Annotated in this window: 19 protein-coding genes and 1 riboswitch; of the genes, 3 read left to right on the forward strand and 16 right to left on the reverse strand. The window is 38.7% G+C overall.

What is annotated here, in order from left to right:
- Positions 1-13: 13 nt before the first annotated feature.
- Both U9R83_RS20395 and U9R83_RS20400 read left to right on the forward strand, forming a co-directional pair.
- Positions 14-406, forward strand: coding sequence for a GtrA family protein (locus tag U9R83_RS20395; protein WP_226554947.1), 393 nt, complete (start codon positions 14-16; stop codon positions 404-406).
- Positions 403-1380, forward strand: a complete 978-nt coding sequence (locus U9R83_RS20400; RefSeq protein WP_013084727.1) for a glycosyltransferase family 2 protein — start codon at positions 403-405, stop codon at positions 1378-1380. Before U9R83_RS20395 ends, U9R83_RS20400 begins: the two co-directional genes overlap by 4 nt.
- A 38-nt stretch (positions 1381-1418) precedes the next feature.
- On the opposite strand, the gene U9R83_RS20405 is transcribed toward U9R83_RS20400, so the two are convergent.
- The 7 genes from U9R83_RS20405 to hflX all read right to left on the reverse strand — a co-directional run bounded on the left by U9R83_RS20405 (position 1419) and on the right by hflX (position 11337).
- On the reverse strand, positions 1419-2396 hold the full coding sequence (locus U9R83_RS20405; RefSeq protein WP_014458508.1) for a cation diffusion facilitator family transporter: 978 nt from the start codon (positions 2394-2396) through the stop codon (positions 1419-1421).
- A 109-nt stretch (positions 2397-2505) separates the two neighbouring features.
- Entirely contained in the window at positions 2506-4332 is a 1827-nt protein-coding gene (locus U9R83_RS20410; RefSeq protein ID WP_115654811.1) for an APC family permease, read from the reverse strand.
- Positions 4333-4494: 162 nt separating this feature from the next.
- A riboswitch (cyclic di-AMP (ydaO/yuaA leader) is annotated at positions 4495-4636 on the reverse strand.
- Between the two features lie 191 nt (positions 4637-4827).
- Complete coding sequence (locus U9R83_RS20415; RefSeq protein WP_182420395.1) at positions 4828-5868, reverse strand: N-acetylmuramoyl-L-alanine amidase; 1041 nt, start codon at positions 5866-5868, stop codon at positions 4828-4830.
- 933 nt (positions 5869-6801) lie between these two features.
- A complete protein-coding gene (gene glnA / locus U9R83_RS20420; RefSeq protein ID WP_013084732.1) occupies positions 6802-8136 on the reverse strand; it encodes a type I glutamate--ammonia ligase in 1335 nt (444 codons plus the stop codon).
- A gap of 83 nt (positions 8137-8219) precedes the next feature.
- Positions 8220-8627, reverse strand: coding sequence for a MerR family transcriptional regulator (locus tag U9R83_RS20425; RefSeq protein WP_014458504.1), 408 nt, complete (start codon positions 8625-8627; stop codon positions 8220-8222).
- A gap of 182 nt (positions 8628-8809) precedes the next feature.
- Positions 8810-10072, reverse strand: coding sequence for a methionine gamma-lyase family protein (locus U9R83_RS20430; RefSeq protein ID WP_115655187.1), 1263 nt, complete (start codon positions 10070-10072; stop codon positions 8810-8812).
- Between the two features lie 14 nt (positions 10073-10086).
- Positions 10087-11337 (reverse strand): GTPase HflX, encoded by a 1251-nt coding sequence (gene hflX, locus U9R83_RS20435; protein WP_042992422.1) that lies wholly within the window; start codon positions 11335-11337, stop codon positions 10087-10089.
- 289 nt (positions 11338-11626) lie between these two features.
- Here hflX and U9R83_RS20440 point away from each other — a divergent pair, with 289 nt between their 5' ends.
- On the forward strand, positions 11627-12238 hold the full coding sequence (locus tag U9R83_RS20440; protein WP_014458501.1) for a trimeric intracellular cation channel family protein: 612 nt from the start codon (positions 11627-11629) through the stop codon (positions 12236-12238).
- Between the two features lie 31 nt (positions 12239-12269).
- Here the strand turns inward: U9R83_RS20440 and spoVK are convergent, their stop codons facing one another.
- From spoVK to miaB, 9 genes are all read right to left on the reverse strand, one after another.
- A complete protein-coding gene (gene spoVK, locus U9R83_RS20445) occupies positions 12270-13226 on the reverse strand; it encodes a stage V sporulation protein K (RefSeq protein ID WP_016765353.1) in 957 nt (318 codons plus the stop codon).
- 188 nt (positions 13227-13414) lie between these two features.
- A complete protein-coding gene (gene hfq / locus U9R83_RS20450; RefSeq protein WP_013058791.1) occupies positions 13415-13639 on the reverse strand; it encodes an RNA chaperone Hfq in 225 nt (74 codons plus the stop codon).
- Positions 13640-13671: 32 nt separating this feature from the next.
- A complete protein-coding gene (gene miaA / locus U9R83_RS20455) occupies positions 13672-14622 on the reverse strand; it encodes a tRNA (adenosine(37)-N6)-dimethylallyltransferase MiaA (RefSeq protein WP_014458499.1) in 951 nt (316 codons plus the stop codon).
- A gap of 100 nt (positions 14623-14722) precedes the next feature.
- Positions 14723-16600: a DNA mismatch repair endonuclease MutL gene (mutL, locus tag U9R83_RS20460; protein WP_115654812.1), complete on the reverse strand. Its 1878-nt coding sequence runs from the start codon at positions 16598-16600 to the stop codon at positions 14723-14725.
- An 18-nt stretch (positions 16601-16618) separates the two neighbouring features.
- The gene (gene mutS, locus U9R83_RS20465; RefSeq protein WP_115654813.1) at positions 16619-19276 is read right to left on the reverse strand and encodes a DNA mismatch repair protein MutS; all 2658 of its coding nucleotides are present in this window, start codon (positions 19274-19276) and stop codon (positions 16619-16621) included.
- Between the two features lie 163 nt (positions 19277-19439).
- Entirely contained in the window at positions 19440-20837 is a 1398-nt protein-coding gene (locus U9R83_RS20470; protein ID WP_014458496.1) for an amino acid permease, read from the reverse strand.
- A 176-nt stretch (positions 20838-21013) separates the two neighbouring features.
- On the reverse strand, positions 21014-21559 hold the full coding sequence (locus tag U9R83_RS20475; protein ID WP_013058796.1) for an outer spore coat protein CotE: 546 nt from the start codon (positions 21557-21559) through the stop codon (positions 21014-21016).
- Between the two features lie 225 nt (positions 21560-21784).
- Positions 21785-22216: a RicAFT regulatory complex protein RicA family protein gene (locus tag U9R83_RS20480; protein ID WP_014458495.1), complete on the reverse strand. Its 432-nt coding sequence runs from the start codon at positions 22214-22216 to the stop codon at positions 21785-21787.
- 1 nt (position 22217) lies between these two features.
- A complete protein-coding gene (miaB, locus tag U9R83_RS20485) occupies positions 22218-23747 on the reverse strand; it encodes a tRNA (N6-isopentenyl adenosine(37)-C2)-methylthiotransferase MiaB (protein ID WP_025601388.1) in 1530 nt (509 codons plus the stop codon).
- Positions 23748-24090: the final 343 nt, after the last annotated feature.

Raw genomic sequence — 24090 nt, forward strand, 5'->3', positions numbered from 1 at the left:
GGATTATGCAACCGTGATAAAATTCCTGAAATTCGGATTTGTAGGTATAATGAATACCCTGCTCACTATTATCAGTTACTTAGTACTCATTCATTTTGATATGAATTATATATTGGCTAACGTACTATCTTATTTTATTGGCGTCATAAACAGCTACTATTGGAACAAATCGTGGGTGTTTCAAGCAACCGTACATAAATGGATGTTAGCTCAATTTTTCATCGTAAACCTTATTACTTTAGCAGTTAATACAACTTGCTTATTTGTTCTTGTACATTACACACCTGCTAATCCAATAATCGGACAGCTGTTGTCTACTTGTATAGGAATGTTTATCAATTTTTTCCTTAATAAAATATGGACGTTTAAGCATACAAACAATCACTCGATAGGAGGTAAAGCATGAAAGAACTAATTTCAATCGTAGTACCTATGTATTTTGAAGAAGAAGTAGCTAATGAATGCTACAATCGCTTGCTTTCCGTCATGCATAAAAATCATATTAACTATGAATTCATTTTCGTCAATGATGGCAGCACAGATCGAACAATTGAAATCTTAAAAGACGTAGCTGCTATGGATTCTAACGTAAAAGTTATTGATTTTGCTCGTAATTTTGGGCACCAAACTGCCGTAACAGCAGGCATTGATTATGCTCAAGGTGATGCTATCGTTATTATTGATGCAGACTTACAAGATCCGCCAGAAATGATTCCCGAATTAATTGCTAAATGGCAGCAAGGTTATGAAATTGTATATGCAAAGCGCAAGAAACGAAGCGGAGAGACCTTTTTTAAATTAGCCACGGCTAAGTATTTTTATCGCTTTTTAAATTATATGTCCGATATCGAAATCCCTAAAGACACGGGAGATTTTCGTATTATCGACCGAAAAGTAGCGGATGTATTCAAAAAAATGACTGAACGTAATCGTTTTGTACGAGGAATGATGTCTTGGATTGGTTTCAGGCAAACATATGTAGAATATGAGCGCGATGAACGCTTTGCTGGTGAAACAAAATATCCTTTAAAAAAGATGATCAAGTTTGCTTCAGATGGAATTATTGGGTTTTCAACGAAGCCTTTGCGTTTAGTAATGGTTATTGGCTTATTATCGGTTTTTGTATCACTTTTAGTTTTAAGTTATTCGATTGTTGTTTGGCTGATAGGTAAAAACATTCAGCCTGGCTGGACTTCCATTATGGTAGCTATCACCTTCTTTAGCGGTATTCAGCTACTTGGTTTAGGTCTAGTCGGACAATACATCGCAAGAATTTACGATGAAAGTAAAAATAGACCTATTTACGTTGTACGTGAAACCATTAACTTCTCGAAAGCTTCAACAGATTCTCCAAACGTACGTGAAAAAGTATATAGCTAAAAAAACAAGGAAGAAAACAGTTGTTTTCTTCCTTGTTTTTATTCTTTTTGAAGCTGTAAATCACTTGGCGCCCAGTCCGGAATTCCATCATCTTCATCAAATTCAATAATGACATCCGTTACTCCTTTCTCCTGTAAAATACGATTTTCCAGACGATCTTTAATATCATCAGCTTCGGCCACTGTTAAAGAAGGATCAATTTCTACTTTTAATTCAACGTGAAGCTCTTCTCCTTCTTTCATCACCATTAATGTTTGAATATCACGCACTTGTACATCTTGCATGACAATCGCGCCAATTTTTATTTCCATTTCTTTATCTGCTTCACCAAGGGCTCCCGCAGCGTTGTCTAAAAATACTCGTCCTACTACAAAAAACATCATAAGCCCAATTAAAATAGAAGCAATTCCTTCAGCTTGGTGAAAAGGTGTAAACCGTGAAATGAAAACAGCTATTAATGCCAATACGCCTCCTCCAGTAGCTACCAGATCTTCCATAAAAACCAGCTTGGTTGCTGGCTTTGCTTTCTTTAAATGAATAAAGCTTTGCGTAAAAACATTGACCTCTGCGGTATTCATTCCGACATCGTGCAAAATTTCTTTCATTGCCTTAAATAGGACAAACATCTCAAGTAACACCGAGATGCCAAGTACTGCAATATTTAAAATAAAGCCTGAAGACTTCGTCGGATGAAGAATGTGGTGATATCCTTCTTTAATCGTTTCAAACGCCATAATCCCTACTACAAGAACGGCTCCTAATAGAACAAGATTAACCAATCGGCCGAAACCGTTTGGAAATCGTTTAGTCGGGGCTTTTTTACTTAATGCCGAACCTATAAAAACAAAAAACTGATTAGCTGCATCTCCTAAGCTGTGCATCGTTTCAGCAAACATCGCTACATTTCCTGTTAAAGCGAAAGCAATCCCTTTAATAATGGAAATAATGGTATTCACTATAGCGGCCATCATGGCCGATTTATTTCCTTTTCGCAATAATTTAATTAATTCACTCATACAATCCCTCCGTTTGCGCCTTTGATGAGATTCGATTACGGTTAGTGTATGTGAATTTAAAAATTAAAAACCTCCAACATATAAGTTGGAGGTTTTTAGTCATGTTTCATTATTTTTTAAAACGGTACGGTACAGTTGTAACAATTACATTTTTGCGGTAAAGCAAATGTGCTTTTAACAGCAGACTGGACTGATTGTGAAGAATATTTTGCCAACTTTTTTTCGTAATGAATTGCGGAATAACGACCGTAATGGCCATGTTATTTTCTCGCGCTTTTTCCTCAGCCATATCGATGAATCGAAACAGCGGCCGCACTAAGCTGCGGTATTGAGAATGAAACGTAACAATACGAATATCAGGCTGCCACTTCTCCCACTTCTCTTCCATTTTCTTTTCACTTTCTCGATCAAAGGCCACATGCACTGCAATAACGGTATCGCCAATCGTTCGTGCATAATTTAATGAATTTTCTACTACCTTTGTCATTCCTGCTACAGGAACAATGACTACACTTCCTTCAAGCTTTCCAATCTTTTCTCCTTGCTTAATACGAAGCTGCTCTCCTACCGCTTCATAATGCGTATGAATGCGATGAAAAATATAAACGATAACCGGTAAGAAAACTAGCACAGACCATACTTGTGAAAACTTCGTTGTAAACAAAATGATTAACACAGTTAATGTAATAAGCGCACCAATTAAGTTAATGGTTAGCTTCCCTTGCCAGCCGGCCGGCTTTTCTCTAAGCCACTTGACAATCATTCCTGTTTGAGAAAGTGTAAATGGAATGAACACCCCGACTGCATAAAGAGGAATTAATTGCTCTGTCGCTCCTTTAAAAGCTACAATTAAGACAATAGAAGCAATTCCAAGGGTCACAATTCCATTTGAATACCCTAGTCTATCACCCCGAATTTGAAACATTCTCGGCATGTATTTATCAGACGATAAGTTGACAGCAAGCAAAGGAAAAGCTGAAAACCCTGTATTGGCTGCTAGCACTAGAATTAGAGCTGTTGTTCCTTGAATAAAGTAATAAAATCCATTGCGTCCAAACACACTCGATGCAATTTGTGATACAACAGTTTCATCTGCTTTTGGAGAAATGCCAAGCCAATAAGCTAAAAACGTGATCCCAGAAAATAAAACAGCTAGAATACCGCCCATCAGCATTAATGTATGAACAGCATTTTTTGCACCTGGCTCTTTAAAGTTAGGCACTGCATTTGAAATAGCTTCTACACCTGTCAATGCTGAACAGCCTGACGAAAAAGCTTTTAATAATAAAAACAAACTAATACCTGGCACTACTGTACCAAGAGACGTATGAAGCTCAGGTGAAACTTGACCTGTCGCTATTTTAAACAAGCCTACCGCTATTAACAAGATAAGAGCAATAACAAATAAATAAACCGGATAAGCTAATACAGAAGCGGATTCCGTTACGCCTCGTAAGTTTAAGACAGTAATCAAAATAACCAGCAAGCACGCAATTACTACATTGTAATGATGCAGCGTTGGAAAAGCCGAAGTTAAAGCATCGGTTCCTGCTGAAACACTCACGGCAACTGTTAATATATAATCTACCAGCAGTGATCCTCCAGCGATAAGCCCAGGATTTTCTCCTAAATTGGTTTTGGAAACAATATAAGCTCCTCCGCCTTGCGGATACGCATAAATAATTTGACGATATGAAAGAATTAAAGCCGTCAGCAGCACCAATACACCAATCGCAATTGGAATTGAATACCAATAAGCGAGGACACCGACTGTCGCAAGTACAATTAAAATTTGTTCTGTTCCATAAGCCACTGAAGATAAGGCATCTGATGATAAAATAGCAAGTGCTTTAAGCTTACTAAGCTTTTGATCACCTAACTCTTTTGTTTTAAGCGGCTTTCCAATCAATAATCTTTTGAGAACTGAATAGTTCACGTAATTTCCCTCCGATGATTGCTTAGCTACTATTTGCTTTTCGTTGCTAAGCTCAGTTACAAGTTCATGAATAAGTGATATTATTCCTAAAAAATGCCTTTTTATGTTAAAAAAGCGCACAAAAAAAACACTAAGGGTTCTCAGCGTTTTTACACAGCTTAAACCTCCTCTCTAAAACGCTTATGGGGTTAGCTGTCGGATTCGGGCTATGAGAGTAGCCCTACCTTTTAAAAAAGGATTCACCCCAAGTGACAATGCACAAATTTGGGTCCCCCACTTCTGACGAATTAAGCGATAACAGGTCAATATAATTTTCGGTTAAAGGGTATGATTGATAACAAGTTTCGTTCATAACTATCCTTTGTTCTTAGATAATATACTCCCGTACAAATGGTTTGTAAAGCATTATTTTACGTAAACCATAAAATAGTGCTTAAGGCGCTTTTAAGGGGAAAACAAAAGGCCTTCTGTCTGCTTACAGAAGACCTTCTTACGTTAACTTTTTGCTTTTAAAACGGCTGCTAGCTTGTTTTTCGTTTGAGGACCATAAATGCCATCTACATCATAAGGAAGATACACAAGCTGAAAACGTCTGACTGCATCTTTCGTTTGTACTCCATATATTCCGTCTACTGACCCTACTTTAAAATTAACCGCGTTTAATGCTCTTTGAAGCTGTTTCACAGCTTCTCCAGAATCGCCTTGTTTTAAAATTCCATTGGGAAGTGGATATTGTTCAGAAGGTGGTGTTGGAGTAGGTGTTGGTGAAGTTCCTGAAGGAATAACAATTGTTTTTCCAACCTGTAGTGTTAAAGGATCAGAAAGCCCTGTATTCGCTTCTTGAAGCTCCTGTACTGTTATGCCGTACTTCTGTGCAATACTGTACAGCGTATCTCCTTGCTTAATTGTATACGTTTTTTCACCTGGTTCAGAAGGTGATGGATTTGGTGTCGGTGTTGGAGATGGCGATGGATTTGGAACTGCACGACGAGGTAAATTTAAATATACGGCAATTCCTTTTGCATACGATTCACCCATGCTTTTTAAAAAAGCTTCATTTTGAAGAAGTGCTGCATCGGCGCTCCTATCAATAAAAGCTATTTCAGTTAGTACTGCAGGCATATTTGTTAAGCGAAGCACCGCATAATTGGCTGATTTTCGTCCGCGATTCGGATGATTATACGACAGCAGCGTTGCCTGTACTTGGCCGTGCACAATCGATTGAAACGTTTTACTAGCATTGCTAGCGCTTCTATAAACATAATCTTCGTATCCTGTCCCTCCACCGGCATTTACGTGAATAGACATAAATGCATCTGCACCCCACGAATTAGCTTGAGAAGCGCGCTGAGATAACGATAAAAAAGTATCTGTGGTACGGGTAGTTTTAATCGTAAAATCACTGTACGTGCTATTTAAATAGCTTATTAAATATTGTTGAATTTTCAAAACTAAGTTTTTTTCATACAGTCCGTTTGCTCCAACTGCTCCTGCATCTGCCCCACCATGTCCTGCATCAAGATAGATTTTTTTCATATTACTTGTCCCTCCTTATTGTTAACATATGCATGAGGGAAAAAAGTGCTACGTATACTAGCCTACTTAGTGAGAAATTACTAAAAAAGGAGATTGCGACATAACGAAATCACTTCAACCTAAAAACGAACAAATGGGATAAATGTGCTAGTATGGATGGCTTGTTACATCGCTGTTGATTTCCGTGCAAGGCTTCGCTTTCCGCGGGCGGCTGGTGAGCCTCCTCGTCGCTTGCGCTCCTGCGGGGTCTTCACCTATTCCGCTTTTCCCGCAGGAGTCTTCGCCTGCCCTCCAATCAACTGCTAGAAGCAACTAAATAGATGAAATCTACGTTCACCCTACCAATAAAAAAATCCGCACAATTCATCGTGCGGATCTTCCCTCCCCCTAACATACTTTTGGTCCAGCTTCTATTCTGGTTGATTAAAGTATAGATCAGGAGGTTCTATTATTTATAACGTTAGGACCTATTTAAAAAGCAGAACGCCTATAACAATGAGAATAATCCAAATTGGAATGCTTATTAATATGCCTATTACTAAACCTTTAAAAAAATTTCCTTCTTGCATTTTCATTCCATTCCTCTCCAACAGTATTTTCTAATGACACTACGCCTGGCTGAAAATTCTCTGAAGTTATACTGAAGTGCAGAGTGAACACATAAACAATCTCTCTATCTGTTATACACTACTTTTACATATAGATTCAATGAGACAAAAAGCTTATCCTTTTTAATTTATATAACCAAATTCTTTCCTGTATCTAACAAAACAATAAAAAAGCCTCCCGTAAATTGTACGACAGGTAGCTATACTTGTTTTATGAATAGAATAGATTAGTTCAATATCTAATATACGCGTGCAGAATATTATTTATTTTGAAAAACAAAAAAGGCCGAGAGAACGTATAAACGATCTCTCGGCCTTTTAGGAATTAATATTGGCTCATGTATTGGTCACGTTCCCAAGGATGAACTTGTGTACGGAACATATCCCATTCGATTTCTTTCGCTTCAACGAAGTGCTCTGCTAAGTGTTCACCTAATGCAGAAACCATAACTTCGTTTGATTGGAAGCTATCTAAAGCTTGAGCTAATGTTGCAGGTAAATCTACGATACCTTCTTCAACACGCTCTTCTTTTGTCATTACATAGATATTGCGATCGATAGGTTTTGGAGCTTCAAGGTTGTTCTTGATTCCATCTAAACCAGCTTTTAATAGAACAGCCATTGCTAAATATGGGTTAGCAGCTGGGTCTACGCTACGTACTTCAACACGAGTTCCTACGCCGCGAGAAGCTGGGATACGGATTAATGGGCTACGGTTGCGAGCAGACCAAGCAACATAACAAGGAGCCTCATATCCAGGCACTAGACGCTTATAAGAGTTTACAGTAGGATTTGTTACTGCTGTAAAGCTGTGTGCGTGCTTGATGATACCTGCGATAAATTGACGAGCAGTATCACTTAGCTCTAGATTACCGTTTTCATCATAAAATGCGTTTTGACCATCTTTAAATAATGAAACGTTACAGTGCATACCTGAACCATTCACACCAAATAATGGTTTTGGCATAAATGTAGCATGTAAGCCATGTTTACGTGCAATTGTTTTTACAACAAGTTTGAACGTTTGGATATCATCACAAGCTTTTAATGCAGCAGCATATTTGAAGTCGATCTCGTGTTGTCCAGGAGCTACCTCATGGTGAGATGCTTCAATTTCAAAGCCCATTTCTTCAAGCTCTAATACGATGTCACGACGGCAGTTTTCACCAAGGTCAGTTGGCGCTAAGTCGAAGTAGCCACCTTTATCATTTAATTCTAATGTAGGTTCGCCTTTTTCGTCTAATTTGAATAAGAAGAACTCTGGCTCAGGTCCAAGGTTAAAATCAGTAAATCCTAACTCTTCCATCTCTTTTAACACACGTTTTAAGTTATTACGTGGATCGCCATCAAACGGAGTTCTATCTGCATTGTAGATGTCACAAATAAAACGTGCTACTTTACCTTTTTCAGATGTCCAAGGGAAAATAACAAATGTATCAATATCCGGGAATAGGTACATATCTGATTCTTCAATACGTACAAACCCTTCAATAGAAGAACCGTCAAACATCATTTTGTTGTCTAACGCTTTTTCTAATTGACTTACTGGAATTTCAACGTTTTTAATTGTTCCTAAAATGTCAGTGAACTGAAGACGAATATATTTTACATTCTCTTCTTGAACTTTGCGGAAAATATCTTCTTTTGTGTACTTTGCCATCGTGTGATCCTCCCCTAAATCTCTATATAATATTTATAATCTATACCCCTCATATACGAACGGCATAAATATTGATAACTTTATTAATGAAAGAACCTGGACATATCTCCTTGATTTAAAGTTGCTCGATTAAAACGGCCTGCTTGCATAAGTTCTGCACGAAGCATTTTTCGCAACTCATCGTCCGTTAATTCTGGCTTTGCTGTTTCTGCCACAACTTTTTCTTCTTGCTTATGCCCTTTTTGCTCCTTTTGAAGATGAAACAGCTGTTTTACACCTGCTAAGTTTACACCTTGTTCGATTAGATCGCGGATTTCAAGCAGCTTATCAACATCGTTAAATGAGAATAGTCGTCGATTTCCCTCTGTTCTTACCGGTGCAACTAATTCATGTTCTTCATAGTAGCGAATTTGGCGAGCAGACAACTCAGTTAACTGCATCACAATTCCAATCGGGAAAAGTGGCGTATTTCTTCGAATGTTGTCACTCATTTCAGTTCCTCCTTTGGATTAACTATTTACATTGTATGCTATGTTAGTTCACCTGTCAACCGAATGTTAGTAATTCTAACATAAATTTTTCTGAACATTTTTTCTATACAAATAAATAGCACTTCGTTTATTTTTATAGCTTATTTTTTTCCTTCTTAACGGGGAGAAATAATCTTTCTATCTTATAAAAGTTCTTTTGTCAGCAATTGATCTACCGCCATGCATATTGCTACTTTTACGTGAGCATACGTTAACCCGCCCTGCACGTAAGCGACATAAGGCGGCCTGATAGGACCATCTGCCGTAAGCTCGAGGCTTGCTCCTTGTATAAACGTTCCAGCTGCCATAATCACATCATCTTCATACCCTGGCATATAAGCAGGATACGCCGTTACGTGTGAATTAATTGGCGAAGCGAATTGAATTGCCTGACAAAAAGCAACCATTTTATCGCGGTCATCAAACTGAACGGATTGAATTAAATCTGTTCGTTCACTGTCCCACTTCGGTTCACTTTGCATACCAAGCTCTTCAAACATAGCGGATGAGAAAACCGCTCCTTTTAATGCTTGACCTACTACGTGCGGCGCCAAGAAGAACCCTTGATACATTTCTTGCAAGCTATACAGCGTCGCTCCAGCTTCTGCACCGATTCCAGGAGTTGTCATTCGGTATGAACAAGCTTCCACTAGGTCTTTTCGTCCTGCAATATAGCCACCGATTTTAGCAAGACCTCCGCCAGGGTTCTTAATAAGCGACCCCGCCATCAAATCTGCTCCTACATGCGTTGGCTCGATTGTTTCTACAAATTCACCGTAGCAGTTGTCAACAAATACAACAACGTCAGGCTTAATGCTCTTTACAAACGAAATCATTTCTTTTATTTGCGCGACTGTAAAAGAAGGACGAATGCCGTAACCTTTTGAACGCTGAATACCTATCATCTTTGTATGCTCATGAATAGACGCTTTCACTTCTTCAAAATCCACTTGACCTTGCGCTGTTAAATCTACTGATTTATAGCTAATATTATATTCTTTTAAAGAGCCTACGCCGCTTCCTCGTATACCAACAATTTCTTCAAGGGTGTCATAAGGCTTTCCCGTTATATATAATAGTTCATCTCCAGGACGCAGTACACCAAACAGCGATATGCCAATTGCGTGCGTACCTGAAATAATTTGCGGACGCACCAGGCAAGCTTCTGTTCCAAAAACGTCCGCGTATACTTTCTCCAACGTATCGCGGCCTAGATCGTCGTATCCATACCCCGTTGTCGGATTAAAATGTGAATCACTCACTCGATTTTGCTGAAAGCTTTGCAGCACCCGAAACTGATTTGCTTCAATACGCTCGTCAATTTTCTCATGCACGGGCTTAATCTGCTTTTCTACTTTTTCAGCAAGTTCTCGAATGCGTGCCCCGTTTTTTAACTGATCAAACATCATTTCTTTGTTCCTCAACTTTCTTCAAGCGTTTGTAGCTTTTTGTAAAGGGGGTGTTCTTTTGCAATATACCCTTTGCACTGATACTTCTCAGTTTCTTCATTGAATTTTAACGACTCAACAATAGAGACTGTTTTGAGTTCAGCGAGCATTTTCCCTTCATAAGCCGGCAACAGCACATGAAAAAACGCCATTTCTTTTTTCATTTCTTCTTGAATTCTTTCCCCAAGCTTCACTAAATCAGCGGCTTTAAAAGCGCTCATTGATAACGATGTTGAAGCGGATGGGACAAATAGTTCATGTTGCATATCTTCTTTATTATAAACTGTCAGCATCGGAATGTCCGTTACGTTCAGCTCTTCTAGTAAGCGATGCACTGTTTTTTCGTGGTTGTTGTAATCTGGATTAGATGAATCTACCACGTGCAGAACAAGGTCAGCTTCGGTTACTTCTTCAAGTGTTGAACGGAACGCGGCTACTAACGTTGTTGGAAGATCTTGAATAAATCCAACCGTATCCGTTAACAGAGCCGTTAATCCTGACGGAAGCGTATACTGTCTTGTCGTTGGATCAAGAGTTGCAAACAGCTGATTTTCTTCAAAAATACCAGCTTCTGTTAAGCGGTTAAAGATCGTCGATTTACCAGCGTTCGTATAGCCCACAATTGCAATTTGATAGACATGATTACGCTTACGTCTTTCTCGATAACGTTCGCGGTGACTTACCACTGTCTTTAACTGACGCTTAATTTCATCAATTTTACGGCGAATATGTCTGCGGTCACTTTCAAGTTTCGTTTCACCAGGACCTCTTGTTCCAATTCCGCCTCCAAGACGCGACAAAGCGGTACCTTGTCCTACTAACCTAGGCAGCAGATAATTTAATTGAGCAAGTTCCACCTGCATTTTTCCTTCTCGCGTTTGAGCACGCTGTGCGAAGATATCCAAAATCAGCTGCGTGCGGTCAATAACACGCGCAGATAACCCTGCTGACAAATTGCGGATTTGACTCGGTGACAATTCATCATTAAATACAATTAAATCAGGCTCTAACTCTTCTTCAAGAGCCACAAGTTCTTCTACTTTCCCTTTTCCAATATAAGTAGCTGGATGAATGCGATCGCGCTTTTGCGTTAACCTTACCAGCACTTCGCCTTTTGCAGTCTCAGTTAAAGATGCTAGCTCATCCATTGAATATTCAAAACGTTCGTCATCGTCATGAAGCTGACATCCGACTAAAATTACGCGTTCAAGTTCAGTATTCATTTCTGCTGTCAAAGATTTTTCCTTCCCTTACTATTAAATTGACAAATCATTCATATCATATCAAAAAAATGTCCATTTCTCCATCTTTGCAAAAGAGACAGAATACATTGTCTTTTACTAGTTTAACACCCTTTTTAAAATCTATAAAACGATGATTAAAAAAACATTGAAATATCACGAAATTCTGTATACAATTTGAATTGGTTTACTTATCGAAATTTGAATCAGGCTGCCTGATTTTAAAATAATAGTCGCTACTTGGTGAAAACAGAATAAAGGGGATAGCATCATGACTTGGGACGTACTTAGCATTATTGGAACGATTGCCTTTGCAATCAGCGGAGCTTTCATCGCCATGGAAGAGGAGTATGATATTTTAGGCGTTTACATACTGGGAATCGTAACGGCTTTTGGCGGAGGAGCCATTCGAAACCTGCTTATCGGTGTACCGGTGTCTGCCCTTTGGGAACAAGGACTCTTTTTTCAGATTGCTTTATTATCTATCACTGCCACTTTTTTATTTCCAAACAATATCTTAAAACATTGGAAACGATGGGGAAACTTTTCGGACGCCATTGGCCTTGCAGCATTCGCGATTCAAGGAGCGCTTTATGCCACTCATATGAACCATCCGCTTAGCGCGGTTATTGTAGCTGCGGTCTTAACAGGAAGCGGCGGGGGGATTATCCGAGATTTATTAGCACGCCGAAAGCCTACTGTTCTTAAAGATGAAATTTATGCGGTATGGGCGATTATCGCAGGATTTAGCGTAGGGCTGCATATTACAAACACGCCTGTAGAACTTTATACGCTATTTATCTTACTTGTAGGTCTTCGGATGTGTTCATATATTTACAAATGGCGCCTGCCGATTAAAACGATTCGACAACCAAATATATAGAAAAAAGCCTTTCATGACGAAAGGCTTTTTTTCACAGCTGAATATCACTTGACGTTAAAGTTAGAAGCTCGTTGCGCTCAAAGCTTTCTTCTTCTAAAAGCCTCATGGATTGAGTGCGTATGGAACGTTCAATAATGTTTCGCACATATCTACCGTTACTAAAATCCCTAGGCGTCTGATTATACTTTACGTCCATGAAATGATCTTTTAGCTTTTTATAGGCCTCTGTACTAAACTGATACTGCCTGTCATTCATCATGTGACCCGCAATGTCCATCAGTTCATTGACATCATAATCCGGAAAATCAAAAATAAACGGAAACCTAGAGCGCAGCCCTGGATTAAGACTTAAGAAATTTTCCATTTCTCTTGGATAACCAGCTAAAATCAATACAAACTTATCATTTGAATCTTCCATATGTTTGACCAATGTATCAATCGCTTCTTTTCCAAAATCTTTTTCTCCCCCTCTTGCAAGAGAATAAGCCTCATCGATAAATAGAATACCTCCAAGCGCTTTTTTTACAAGATCTCTCGTTTTCTGAGCGGTATGACCAATGTATTCTCCAACTAAATCTGCCCGCTCTGCTTCAATTAAATGTCCTTTAGACAAGATGTTCATATTCAAAAATAATTTACCTAGCAGGCGGGCTACCGTCGTTTTCCCTGTTCCTGGATTTCCTTTAAACATCATATGCAGCGCCTGCTTTCCCGCTTTTAAGCCCTGTTCCTCTCTTTTTTTGTTAATATATAACCACGCATATATTTCTTTTATCATTTTTTTCAATTCTTCCATTCCAACCAGTCCGCTCATTTCTCGTTCAATTTCCCGAAGCGGCTCATGATTTATCACAGCTTTTTTGGCAGGACGCGGAATTGATGTCGTATACGATTTTTCCTTTTTTGTTTCATTATTTAAAATGATATTAATTTGCCCATTATTTTTAAGAGTTATCGGCTGTTCCACCATGTTCACCTCTCGTTTCATCCCACTTCTCTGTATCGCATAGCTGCATGCGATGAACGATACGAAGACAATGATCTCTTATTACCGAAGAAATAATCGTCTATTATAAGGTTTATGTTCAATGAGTAAAAACAATGTTAAGAAACTTTTCTAAGCCTTTATTTGCATAAAAAAAAGCATCCGAATATGCGGATGCTTCTCTTTAATCTCTATTCAAGTTCTACTGTAATATTTTTATTTGGTACAAATGTCGAAATAGCATGTTTATAAATCAGCTGTTGTTTTCCTTCAGATTCAATTAGCACAGTAAAATTATCAAATCCTTTAATTAGTCCTCTTAACTGAAAACCATTTAAAAGAAATACCGTCACATAGATATTTTCTTTACGTAATTGATTTAAAAATTGGTCTTGAATATTAACTGATTGTTTCATTATTCGGCCTCCTCGTTTCTCTATCTGTTTACTTAATTCGCTTCTTTCTTCAGCTTTCCTGCAATATATGTAAAAATTTCAGCAAACTTTTCGGGAAATTTGTCAACTTCCATCTCTATCCATTTTACAGGCATTTTATTTCGAAACCACGTTAACTGACGCTTTGCATATCTGCGTGAATTTTGTTTCAACTGTTCAACGGCTTCTTCGAGCGTACAGCGTCCCTCAAAATAAGCATAGAGCTCTTTGTAGCCGATAGCTTGAATTGATTGTACATCATGAAGACCACTTTCGTACAATGATTTGACTTCCTCAAGCAGTCCAGCCTGCATCATCATATCGACTCGGTGATTAATTCTCTCATATAATACGTCTCTATCCATTGTAAGTCCAATAATGCTTACGTCATATAATAACTCTTGCGACTGTTCTTTTGTATAGTCACTGAATTTCTTGCCGGTTACTTCATAAACTTCAAGGGCTCTGATTACACGGCGATGATTGTTTTTATGGATAGCAGCTGCACTGTCTGGGTCAATCTCTTTTAGCTTTTCATACAGGGGGTCAATGCCATGAGCTTTAATGAATACTTCCATTCGTTCACGAACTTTTTCATCACTAGGAGTTTCTGTGAACTGATAATCATAAATAACGGATTGAATATAAAGACCCGTCCCTCCAACAATCATCGGCATTTTTCCTCTAGCGTGAATATCATCGATTTGTTTTCTTACAATCTCTTGAAATTCTGCCACAGAAAACGATTCATCTGGTTCCTTAATATCGATCAGGTAATGGGGAACACCCTGCATCTCTTCTTCTGACACCTTTGCTGTTCCGATATCCATCCCTTTATAAATTTGCATGGAATCACCTGAAATAATTTCTCCGTCTAACTGTTTGGCAAGTTCAATGCTCAATTTTGTTTTACCAACCGCAGTTGGTCCAATAATGACAATAAGTTTTGGTTTCTCTCCCGTCATAACAACACTACTTTCATCTATAGGCATTCACATCATTCCATTTTATCCAAATGGCCATGATTTATTCAACAAAACGGCTAGCTGCAGCTAGCCGCATTGCCTACATCACTCGCTTAAACATTTTTTCCATTTCATACGTCGAGTGATGAATAATAATTGGTCGTCCGTGCGGACACGTAAATGGATCTGTTGTTTTTCTCAACGTTTCAAGTAAAGCAAAAATCTCATCGTTTCGCAAATGATGATTCGCTTTAATCGATCCTTTACAGCTCATCATAATAGCCGCTTCTTCTCGTAACTTTTCGATATTGACTCTTTTCATCGTAAAGATTTGCTGAATCATTTCTTCAATGGTTTCCTGTTCCTCTCCTTTTGGAAACCACTGCGGATGTGAACGAACTATATAGGAGTTTTGTCCAAACGGTTCTAAAAAGACTCCTACTTCAGCAAGCATGTCTTTGTATTCTTCTAAAATCAAGGCTTCATTTCCCGAGAACTCTAGCGTAAGCGGCATAAGCAGTTCTTGAACTTCTGAATCTACTTCTCCAAGCTTTCGCTTAAAATATTCGTACTTAATTCTCTCCTGCGCCGCGTGCTGATCAATAATAAATAATCCTTTTTCATTTTGTGCCAAAATATACGTTCCGTGCATTTGGCCAATTGGGTACATCGCAGGAACACGCGGTTCTGGCTGCTCTTTGGCTGAACGGGTTGGTTCTAGAATAGGGACATTTTCTTCCACTGATTCTTCATAGTGTTCTATTTCTCGAAACGTTGGTTCAAGTTCTTCATCTTGGCGTATGACCTCTGTTTTAACAGGCGGCATGATCTCGTCTACACGAGCAGGAGCCTCCTTAAAGCTAGGCTCGCGAACCGTATCAGACGGCTGATAGCCAGATGGTTTAGACTGATGATCAAATGTAAAGATCTGCTGCTCAGTTGGCTGAACAGCTGATTTTGACTTAGTTGGCACTACAGCATCCGGAATTAACTGCTGCTTTTTAAAAGCAGCTTTCACTCCTTGTTCAATAAGCTCAAACAGCTCCGCTTCTTTACTTAAACGCACTTCTAGTTTCGCTGGATGAACATTCACGTCCACTAATAAAGGGTCCATTGTAATGGTTAAAAACACGATTGGAAAACGGCCGATTGGTAAAAGGGTATGATAGCCCTGCTGTACCGCTTTTAACAGCCCGTAGTTTTTAACAAACCGACCGTTAATAATGGTGGACATATAGTTACGAGAAGCTCTTGTAATTTCAGGAAGAGCAACGTAACCATTCACTTCATAATCAAGTGACTGAACATTAATCGGAATCATTTTTTTGGCTACTGCCATTCCATAAATAGCGGCAAGCACTTGGCGCACATCTCCGCTCCCGTTTGTATACAGAAGCTGTCTTCCTTGATGCATCAACCTAATTGAAACTTCAGGATGAGACATCGCAAGACGATTGACGACATCCGTTACGTTACCAAGCTCCGTGTTTACCGTCTTCATATATTTTAAACGTGCAGGTGTGTTGAAAAATAAGTTTTCAATAACAAGTTCGGTACCTTTTCGGCTTGACGTTAATTCGTGATGAACGATTTCTCCGCCTCTGAGTTTAAGATGAGTGCCGGCTTCTTCTCCCGTACTCGTTTTAAGTTCAAGCATTGAAACCGAAGCAATACTTGGCAAAGCTTCACCGCGAAATCCTAACGTTCGAATTCGAAATAAATCTTGTTCTGTTTTGATTTTACTTGTCGCATGTCTTTTAAAAGCGGTCAAGCAGTCTTCCGAAGCAATGCCGTCTCCATTATCCAATATCCGAATTTTTGAAAGTCCAGCTTCTTCTAGCTCAATTTCAATAACTGTACTGTTTGCATCAATAGCATTTTCGACTAGTTCTTTCACCACCGAAGCAGGTCGTTCAACAACCTCTCCGGCAGCAATTTTATTTGAAAGTTCGTCTGAAAGCTGCACAATTTTACCCACAGACTCACTCCTCTCAATCTATTTCTTCTTTAATGATTTTTGCAGTTCATACATCGCATTCATTGCGTCTAAAGGCGTCATTTCTAAAATATCCAGCTCTTTTAAACGATCTATAATTGCTTTTTCCCGTTTCGAAAGCGCAGGCTTTTCTTTTTTCTCTTCTATTTCAAAGAACGAAAGCTGATTGGCTTCATCTGCTTTTTTATTATCTGCACGTTCTTCTTGAACCAAAGAAGCACCTTCTTGTGGAACTTGTTGTGTCATCTCTTCTCTTTTTGGAGCCTGATGTACAGGTTCACGCTCAGAAGATTGTTCTAAATCGTGTAAGATGACGCGAGCTCGCTCTAGAAGCGGATCTGGAAGTTCCGCTAGTTCCGCTACGTGAATACCATAACTTTTATCTGCGGCACCATCTTTGATTTTGTGTAAAAAGACGACTTTCCCATTTTTTTCAACCGCGCTTACATGAACATTTTTAAGCGCAGGAAGCGACTCATCGAGTACGGTTAATTCATGATAATGAGTAGAAAATAGTGTCTTACAGCCAATATGTTCATGAACGTATTCAATAATTGCTTGAGCAAGAGCCATTCCGTCATACGTAGACGTGCCGCGTCCAATTTCATCTAACAGAATTAGACTCGACTGAGTGGCATTTGTCACTGCATTTTTCGTTTCTAGCATCTCGACCATAAACGTACTTTGACCTGAAATTAAGTCATCGGCTGCTCCGATACGTGTAAACACTTGATCAAAAATCGGCAGAACCGCTTCGTCTGCTGGCACAAAACAGCCAATTTGAGCTAATATCGCCGTTAAAGCGACCTGACGCATGTACGTACTTTTACCAGACATATTGGGTCCTGTAATCAGTAAAATTGAACTATCATCCGTCATTTGACAGTCGTTTGGCACATATTCCTGCGAATTCATTACTTTTTCTACCACTGGATGGCGTCCATTTTGAATCGAAATATCTTCACTTGAAAAAATAGGCTTCGTGTAATGACGTTCTTCACTGATTTTTGCAAAGCACTGCAGTACGTCAAGCTCACTTACTTTTTTAGCGAGTTCTTGCAGCCTTGGAATATATGCTTTTACTTCTTCACGAATTTGTAAAAACAATTCATATTCCAGCTCTACAATTTTCTCTTCCGCTTCTAAAATCAGCGCTTCTTTTTCTTTCAGCTCAGGCGTAATAAAACGCTCTGCATTGGTTAACGTCTGTTTTCGTTCATACATTCCTTCAGGCAAAAGATGCAGATTTGCCCGTGTTACTTCTATATAATAGCCGAACACGCGATTATAACCAATTTTCAGTGAGCGAATCCCAGTTTTCTCACGCTCTTGCTGTTCAAGTGACGCAATCCACGTTTTTCCGTTTCGGCTTGCATCTCGGTATTGATCAAGCTGTTCATGATAGCCGTCATTAATAATGTCTCCTTCTTTAATTGACAAAGGAGGGTGCTCTTTTAATCCTCTTTCAAGAAGATTAGCTAATCGCTCACAAGGATCAATGTCTTCAACAAGCTTTGTGGCATAAGGATGATTCAAACGATTCACAACCTCTTGAATATGAGGCACATTTTGCAATGATTTTTTTAATTGAATTAAATCACGAGCATTTACATTACCAAAAGCTACTCGACCAGCTAAGCGTTCTAAATCATATACGTCTTTTAACAACTCACGCAGTTCTTCTCGTTCAAAAAACTGTTTCATTAAGACATCTACCATATTCAAACGATTATCAATATCCGCTTGTTTTAAAAGTGGACGGTCAATCCAATTTTTTAATAAACGGCCGCCCATTGCCGTAACGGTCTGATCTAATAACCATAGAAGCGAGCCTTTCTTTCCTTTTGAACGAATTGTTTCGGTTAACTCTAAGTTTCGCTTAGAGAACAAATCAATTTTCATATATTCATTGATTTGATAAAACTGCACGGGCTGTAAATGTTCAAGCGAACGCTTCTGCGTGCGAGTTAAATACTGAAGAATACGCGCAAACGTTGTAATAAGCTTTTGCTGCTGAAGCGACTCTACTAAATAATCTAGCCCTTCTACTTGCTCTGTACTATTCTCATAAGAAATTGTAATCGTCATGCGCTCTTTTAGTGTTTGTAATAAGTCAGCAGGAAACTCAGAGCTTACAACGACTTCTTTTGCTTCTTTTGCATAAATCTCTGAGACGATATCGTGAAACGAACTAACAAGCGTTACGCTGTTTTCTCCCGTAGACAAATCAGAAAGAGCAAGACCAAACGTTTGATCCTCGAACGCAGTAACAGAACAAATATAGTTATTTTCCTTTTCATGCAGTCCGCGTTCGTTCATCAGTGTTCCGGGTGAAATCACCTGCACCACTTCTCGCTTTACAACCCCTTTTGCATGCTTAGGGTCTTCTACTTGCTCACAAATAGCTACTTTAAATCCCTTTTCAATTAAACGCTCGATATACGTAGGAGCAGAGTGATACGGAACCCCGCACATCGGAATTCTCTCTTGTCCTCCTCCGTCTCGACTTGTTAATGTTATTTCAAGTTCTTGAGAAGCTGTCGTAGCATCTTCAAAGAACATTTCATAAAAATCACCTAATCTAAAAAATAAAAAGGCATCTTGATACTCTGCCTTAATTCTCAAATATTGCTGTATCATTGGCGTATACGCTGCCATACTATTCCTCCATACCACATCTAGTTGTGCGTTTTTGCTACACGTATTATAACATAAGTCTTTCTTAAACTTAATTTATTCAAATAGAACAATCTTCAATTTCTTTTCATCACATAAATAAAAAAGCTTCGGACAAAGGAAGAAGCTTGTCCGAAGCTTTTCATTATTTACTGCTGTTTAAATGACTGTGCTTACGTCCGTATAAGAAGTAAACCGCTAGCCCTAGTACAAGCCAAATTGCGAAACTAATCCATGTTAACTTTGGAAGCTGAAGTGCTAAGTATAAACAGAACACAAAAGCTAAAATTGGAATCACCGGCACAAACGGTACGCGGAAACCAGTCGATTCTGAAGTCTGTTTTGATTTACGTAAATATAAAATTCCAATTGATACGGTCATGAAAGCAAAAAGAGTACCGATGTTTGTTAACTCTGCCAATCTTCCTAATGGTACTAAACCAGAGAAGATAGATACTAGTAAACATGTAATCCACGTATTTACTACCGGCGTTTGTTTTTTCTCACTGATTTTTGAAAAAGGCTTTGGCAATAGACCATCTCGACTGATTGCATAGAATAAACGAGTTTGTCCATACATCATAACGAGTAACACCGTTGTAATACCAACAATTGCTCCTAATGAAATGAATCCTGCTACCCAGTCTTGGTTAATGTAGCTTAAAGCAAATGCTACAGGGTTTTTGACATTTAATTCTGTATAAGGTACGATCCCTGTTAAGATAAGCGATACGACGATATAAAGGACTGTACAAATCGCAAGAGATGCAATGATTCCGATCGGCATATCTCGCTGAGGCTTGCGTACTTCCTCGGCCGCTGTTGCTACAGCATCAAACCCAATATAGGCGAAGAATACAGTTGCTGCTCCTGTTGCTACTCCTGAGAAACCAAACGGCATAAACGGCGTCCAGTTTTCTGGTTTAACATAGCTGACTCCTACTACGATAAATAGAAGCACGACAGCCAGTTTTATAATAACCATGATAGCATTAAAACGTGAAGATTTTTTTACACCTTGCGTTAAAAGTAATGTGATTAAGAAAACAATCATAATTGCTGGAACATCAATATATGTGCCGTTTGCAGGATTGTATGCACTTGTTAAAGCTTTTGGAAAATGTATGCCAAATCCTGCTAACAATCCTTGAAAATAACCCGACCATCCGCTGGCTACAGCTGATGAAGCAAGACCGTATTCCAAGATCAGGTCCCACCCTAAAATCCAAGCGATTAATTCACCGAATGTTGCATAACTGTAAGTGTATGCACTTCCTGAAACGGGGACTGTTGAAGCAAACTCTGCATAACAAAGAGCTGCAAACACACACGCAAGTCCTGACATAATAAAGGAAATAACTAAAGCTGGACCGGCATGTTCAGCTGCTGCTACGCCTGTTAATACAAAAATCCCCGTTCCGATAATGGCTCCAATTCCTAACATCGTTAAATCAAAAGCACCTAAATCCTTTTTTAATTTAACACCTTTAGAGTTGGTTTCACTAATTAACGTTTGAATTGATTTTTTACGAAATAAGCTCATAGTAAACCCCCAAAAAATACTTATCTGATATAACTAAATTTTCTGAAAATTAATGCATTATTTTCTTTAGATTTACTATACACTGCCCATTCGACAAAAAGCAATATATTTTTTTGTTTTTATAGAATTTTCTTAAAATAGTAAAAATAAAAAAACTAGGAAGAACTTCTTCCTAGTTACTCATCGTCTCCTAATATAAAATCAGGATCTAAATCTTCAAATTCGTCGTCATCTACGTCTAAATCAAACTCGTCTTCATCATCGCAGCCTTTCGGGTTCACCGCAACGCAAACCTTAGTTTCGCCAATCACTTCTGCCAATAATTCTCTCTCTACTTGAACAATTGTTTTATTACCATTTGGTGAAATTGTGCACTCTAAGCAATTTGGCTGTTGCAGCACTCGAACAATTACTTCATAATCGTCTCCAATCGAATCTTCATCTTTATAGCGCAGCTTAATATTATCTTTGTATGATACGGTTTCCGTCCAAACTTCGGTTTTTGTATTATTATTGTACGAATACCAGATGTTAATATCATATCTGCCGTCAACTTCTACATTGCTGCCGCTTTTTTTTGCTTTGTACTCATGGTTAATCACCCAGCACCCCAAGATGCTTGTTGGTCGATTTTTCGGTGCAAGCGTATGAGACGATTGTGTAAACTTGCGACCTTTACCTACGACTGCTTTTGTAATAATTTCTCTATAGTGTTGTGACATGTGAGCATACCCTCCTCAAACTATCTTCATTTCATCCTATGCAGGCTCATTCACTTGTTTGCACATTATTTTTAAGAAACTAGGTTTAAGGCATAAAAAACCTATGTTCCATTGTATGCAAGGATATAGAAAAACGTGACAATTATTAGAGAGAAAATCTGCCCAATTTTCATGCCGCGTGATGCACAAAAAAATGCCTCAGCAAATTGCTGAGGCATTTTTTCTTTATGAGCAGCTAGACCCAGGGCTGTTTCGCACCTGTGAACCCGTTTCACCGCGCAGTAAATCACCATCTGTTGACACAATAATCTCATCGGTTACTGTGGTTGAAATAGTGTTAGCAACAAGTTGAAGCAAATCATTCACGTTCATTTGAGACTCTTGAAACTGCTGAATAATCGGCAGTTCATCGAGCTCTTGCTGCAAGCGATCGATTTTCGCCTCGACTTGTTTTAACGCTTCTGCTTTACCGTAGTGTTGGAAATTGACAGCTTGTTTTTGCAAGCTTTTAATGCTTGCAATGGTTTCACGCACTTTTTGGTTTTCGTTAAGCTGAGCTTCGGCACGCTTGAAGAAATCTACTTCTTCCGTTTCAGCAATCATTTTTGCCAGCTCTTGAGCACGTTCAATTACGTCACTCTTATTATACTGCGCCATATTACTTCACCTCTGCTGTTTCTTCTACCATTTCCCCATTTAATGTCCATGTTTTGGCTTTTGTAACTTTTACTTTTACAAGTTGACCAATCACTGACTTAGGTGCTTTGAAGTTTACAAGCTTACTTTTTTCAGTATAGCCTGCTAGTACTTCAGGGTTATTTTTACTTTCACCTTCTACTAATACTTCGACAACTTTACCTTCATATTCCTTCAATTTCTTTGCAGAAATTTCATTTACAAGAGCATTTAAGCGCTGAAGACGCTCTTTTTTCACTTCCATTGGTACATTGTCTTGCATCTTAGCAGCCGGAGTACCTTCACGAGGTGAGTAAATAAACGTGTACGCACTATCAAATTCAACCTCACGATATAATGACATCGTTTCTTCAAACTGCTCATCCGTTTCATTTGGGAAACCAACAATAATATCAGTTGTTAATGATGCTGTTGGAATAGCTTCTTTAATTTTACGAACAAGCTCTAAATAATGTTCACGAGAATATTTTCGTGCCATAATTTTTAAGATGTCGCTGCTTCCTGATTGAACAGGTAAGTGAATGTGGTCGACAAGATTTCCGCCTTTAGCAAGAACTTCAATTAAACGGTCATCAAAGTCACGAGGGTGACTTGTTGTAAAACGAATACGCGCAACGTCAATTTTGCGGATTTCATCCATTAAATCCCCTAAGCCGTACGTCATGTCTTCAAAATCTTTTCCGTATGCATTAACGTTTTGGCCTAAAAGCGTAATTTCTTTATAGCCTTGAGCAGCTAAATGACGGACTTCTTGGATAATGTCTTCTGGACGACGGCTTCGTTCTTTCCCTCGCGTATATGGGACGATACAGTACGTACAGAACTTGTCACAGCCGTACATGATGTTAACCCATGCTTTAACGCTGCCTTTACGTGCTCTTGGAAGGTTTTCAATAACATCCCCTTCCTTAGACCATACTTCAATCACCATTTCTTTTGCTAAGTATGCTTCGTTTAAAATGTGAGGCAAACGGTGAATGTTATGTGTACCAAAAATCATATCCACGTGCTGATGTTTTTGTAAAATTTTATTTACAACTGACTCTTCTTGAGACATACATCCGCAGACGCCGATTAATAATTCAGGGCGCTCTCGCTTTAAGGCCTTCAAGTGTCCTAATTCACCAAACACTTTATTTTCCGCATTTTCACGGATCGCACACGTATTCAATAAAATAACATGAGCATCTTCAACAGAGTCAGTTGGCTCGTAGCCAAGGCCTAGAAAAATACCAGCCATTACTTCTGTATCGTGCTCATTCATTTGACAGCCGTACGTACGAATATAAAACTTACGTCCCTGTCCCATCCCATGAAACTGTTCATCGATTGCAAAATCATTGTGATAGGAAACTTCTTCTTTTCCTCGTTTTTTCGCATCTTTTAAAGAAGGCGGCATGTATACTGTTTGAAAATATTTGCTGTAATCCTTTTCGGATTTTTTGTCCGCTGGATTAACTTGGTTGCTTTCTAAACGTTGTTTTTCGTTCATAAAAAAATCTCCTTTCGCCATGACAATTGTCACGTTGCACCTGTAAATCGCAAAAAAATGTGACAGCCTTATGCTTATGCATAAAACTCATCACATTAACATAGTATATAACTTTCAAGTAGCGAACACAATCATATACCTGTTTTCTATACCTGTTTCGTTAAAAATTCGTTCGACTTTCGAAACATTTATTAAATTACAAAAAGAGATTGATATATAACTAAATTAATCTATTTTAGAGACGAACAAATGAGATAACAGAGTTCATGTAAATCGCTTATTCCACCTCTGTTGATTTCCGTGCAAGACTTCGCTTTCCGCAAGCGGCCGATGAGCCCCCACC

This window comes from Priestia sp. LL-8 (genome assembly GCF_036227845.1).
Taxonomy (GTDB): Bacteria; Bacillota; Bacilli; order Bacillales; family Bacillaceae_H; genus Priestia; species Priestia zanthoxyli.

What these genes read in the sequence shown, in the direction of transcription:
- U9R83_RS20400 (WP_013084727.1), top strand. Translation starts at nt 403, where the DNA reads ATGAAAGAACTAATTTCAATCGTAGTACCTATGTATTTTGAAGAAGAA.
- U9R83_RS20405 (WP_014458508.1), bottom strand. Translation starts at nt 2,396, where the DNA reads ATGAGTGAATTAATTAAATTATTGCGAAAAGGAAATAAATCGGCCATG.
- U9R83_RS20415 (WP_182420395.1), bottom strand. Translation starts at nt 5,868, where the DNA reads ATGAAAAAAATCTATCTTGATGCAGGACATGGTGGGGCAGATGCAGGA.
- glnA (WP_013084732.1), bottom strand. Translation starts at nt 8,136, where the DNA reads ATGGCAAAGTACACAAAAGAAGATATTTTCCGCAAAGTTCAAGAAGAG.
- U9R83_RS20425 (WP_014458504.1), bottom strand. Translation starts at nt 8,627, where the DNA reads ATGAGTGACAACATTCGAAGAAATACGCCACTTTTCCCGATTGGAATT.
- U9R83_RS20430 (WP_115655187.1), bottom strand. Translation starts at nt 10,072, where the DNA reads ATGTTTGATCAGTTAAAAAACGGGGCACGCATTCGAGAACTTGCTGAA.
- hflX (WP_042992422.1), bottom strand. Translation starts at nt 11,337, where the DNA reads ATGAATACTGAACTTGAACGCGTAATTTTAGTCGGATGTCAGCTTCAT.
- U9R83_RS20440 (WP_014458501.1), top strand. Translation starts at nt 11,627, where the DNA reads ATGACTTGGGACGTACTTAGCATTATTGGAACGATTGCCTTTGCAATC.
- spoVK (WP_016765353.1), bottom strand. Translation starts at nt 13,226, where the DNA reads ATGAAACGAGAGGTGAACATGGTGGAACAGCCGATAACTCTTAAAAAT.
- hfq (WP_013058791.1), bottom strand. Translation starts at nt 13,639, where the DNA reads ATGAAACAATCAGTTAATATTCAAGACCAATTTTTAAATCAATTACGT.
- miaA (WP_014458499.1), bottom strand. Translation starts at nt 14,622, where the DNA reads ATGACGGGAGAGAAACCAAAACTTATTGTCATTATTGGACCAACTGCG.
- mutS (WP_115654813.1), bottom strand. Translation starts at nt 19,276, where the DNA reads ATGGCAGCGTATACGCCAATGATACAGCAATATTTGAGAATTAAGGCA.
- U9R83_RS20470 (WP_014458496.1), bottom strand. Translation starts at nt 20,837, where the DNA reads ATGAGCTTATTTCGTAAAAAATCAATTCAAACGTTAATTAGTGAAACC.
- U9R83_RS20475 (WP_013058796.1), bottom strand. Translation starts at nt 21,559, where the DNA reads ATGTCACAACACTATAGAGAAATTATTACAAAAGCAGTCGTAGGTAAA.
- U9R83_RS20480 (WP_014458495.1), bottom strand. Translation starts at nt 22,216, where the DNA reads ATGGCGCAGTATAATAAGAGTGACGTAATTGAACGTGCTCAAGAGCTG.
- miaB (WP_025601388.1), bottom strand. Translation starts at nt 23,747, where the DNA reads ATGAACGAAAAACAACGTTTAGAAAGCAACCAAGTTAATCCAGCGGAC.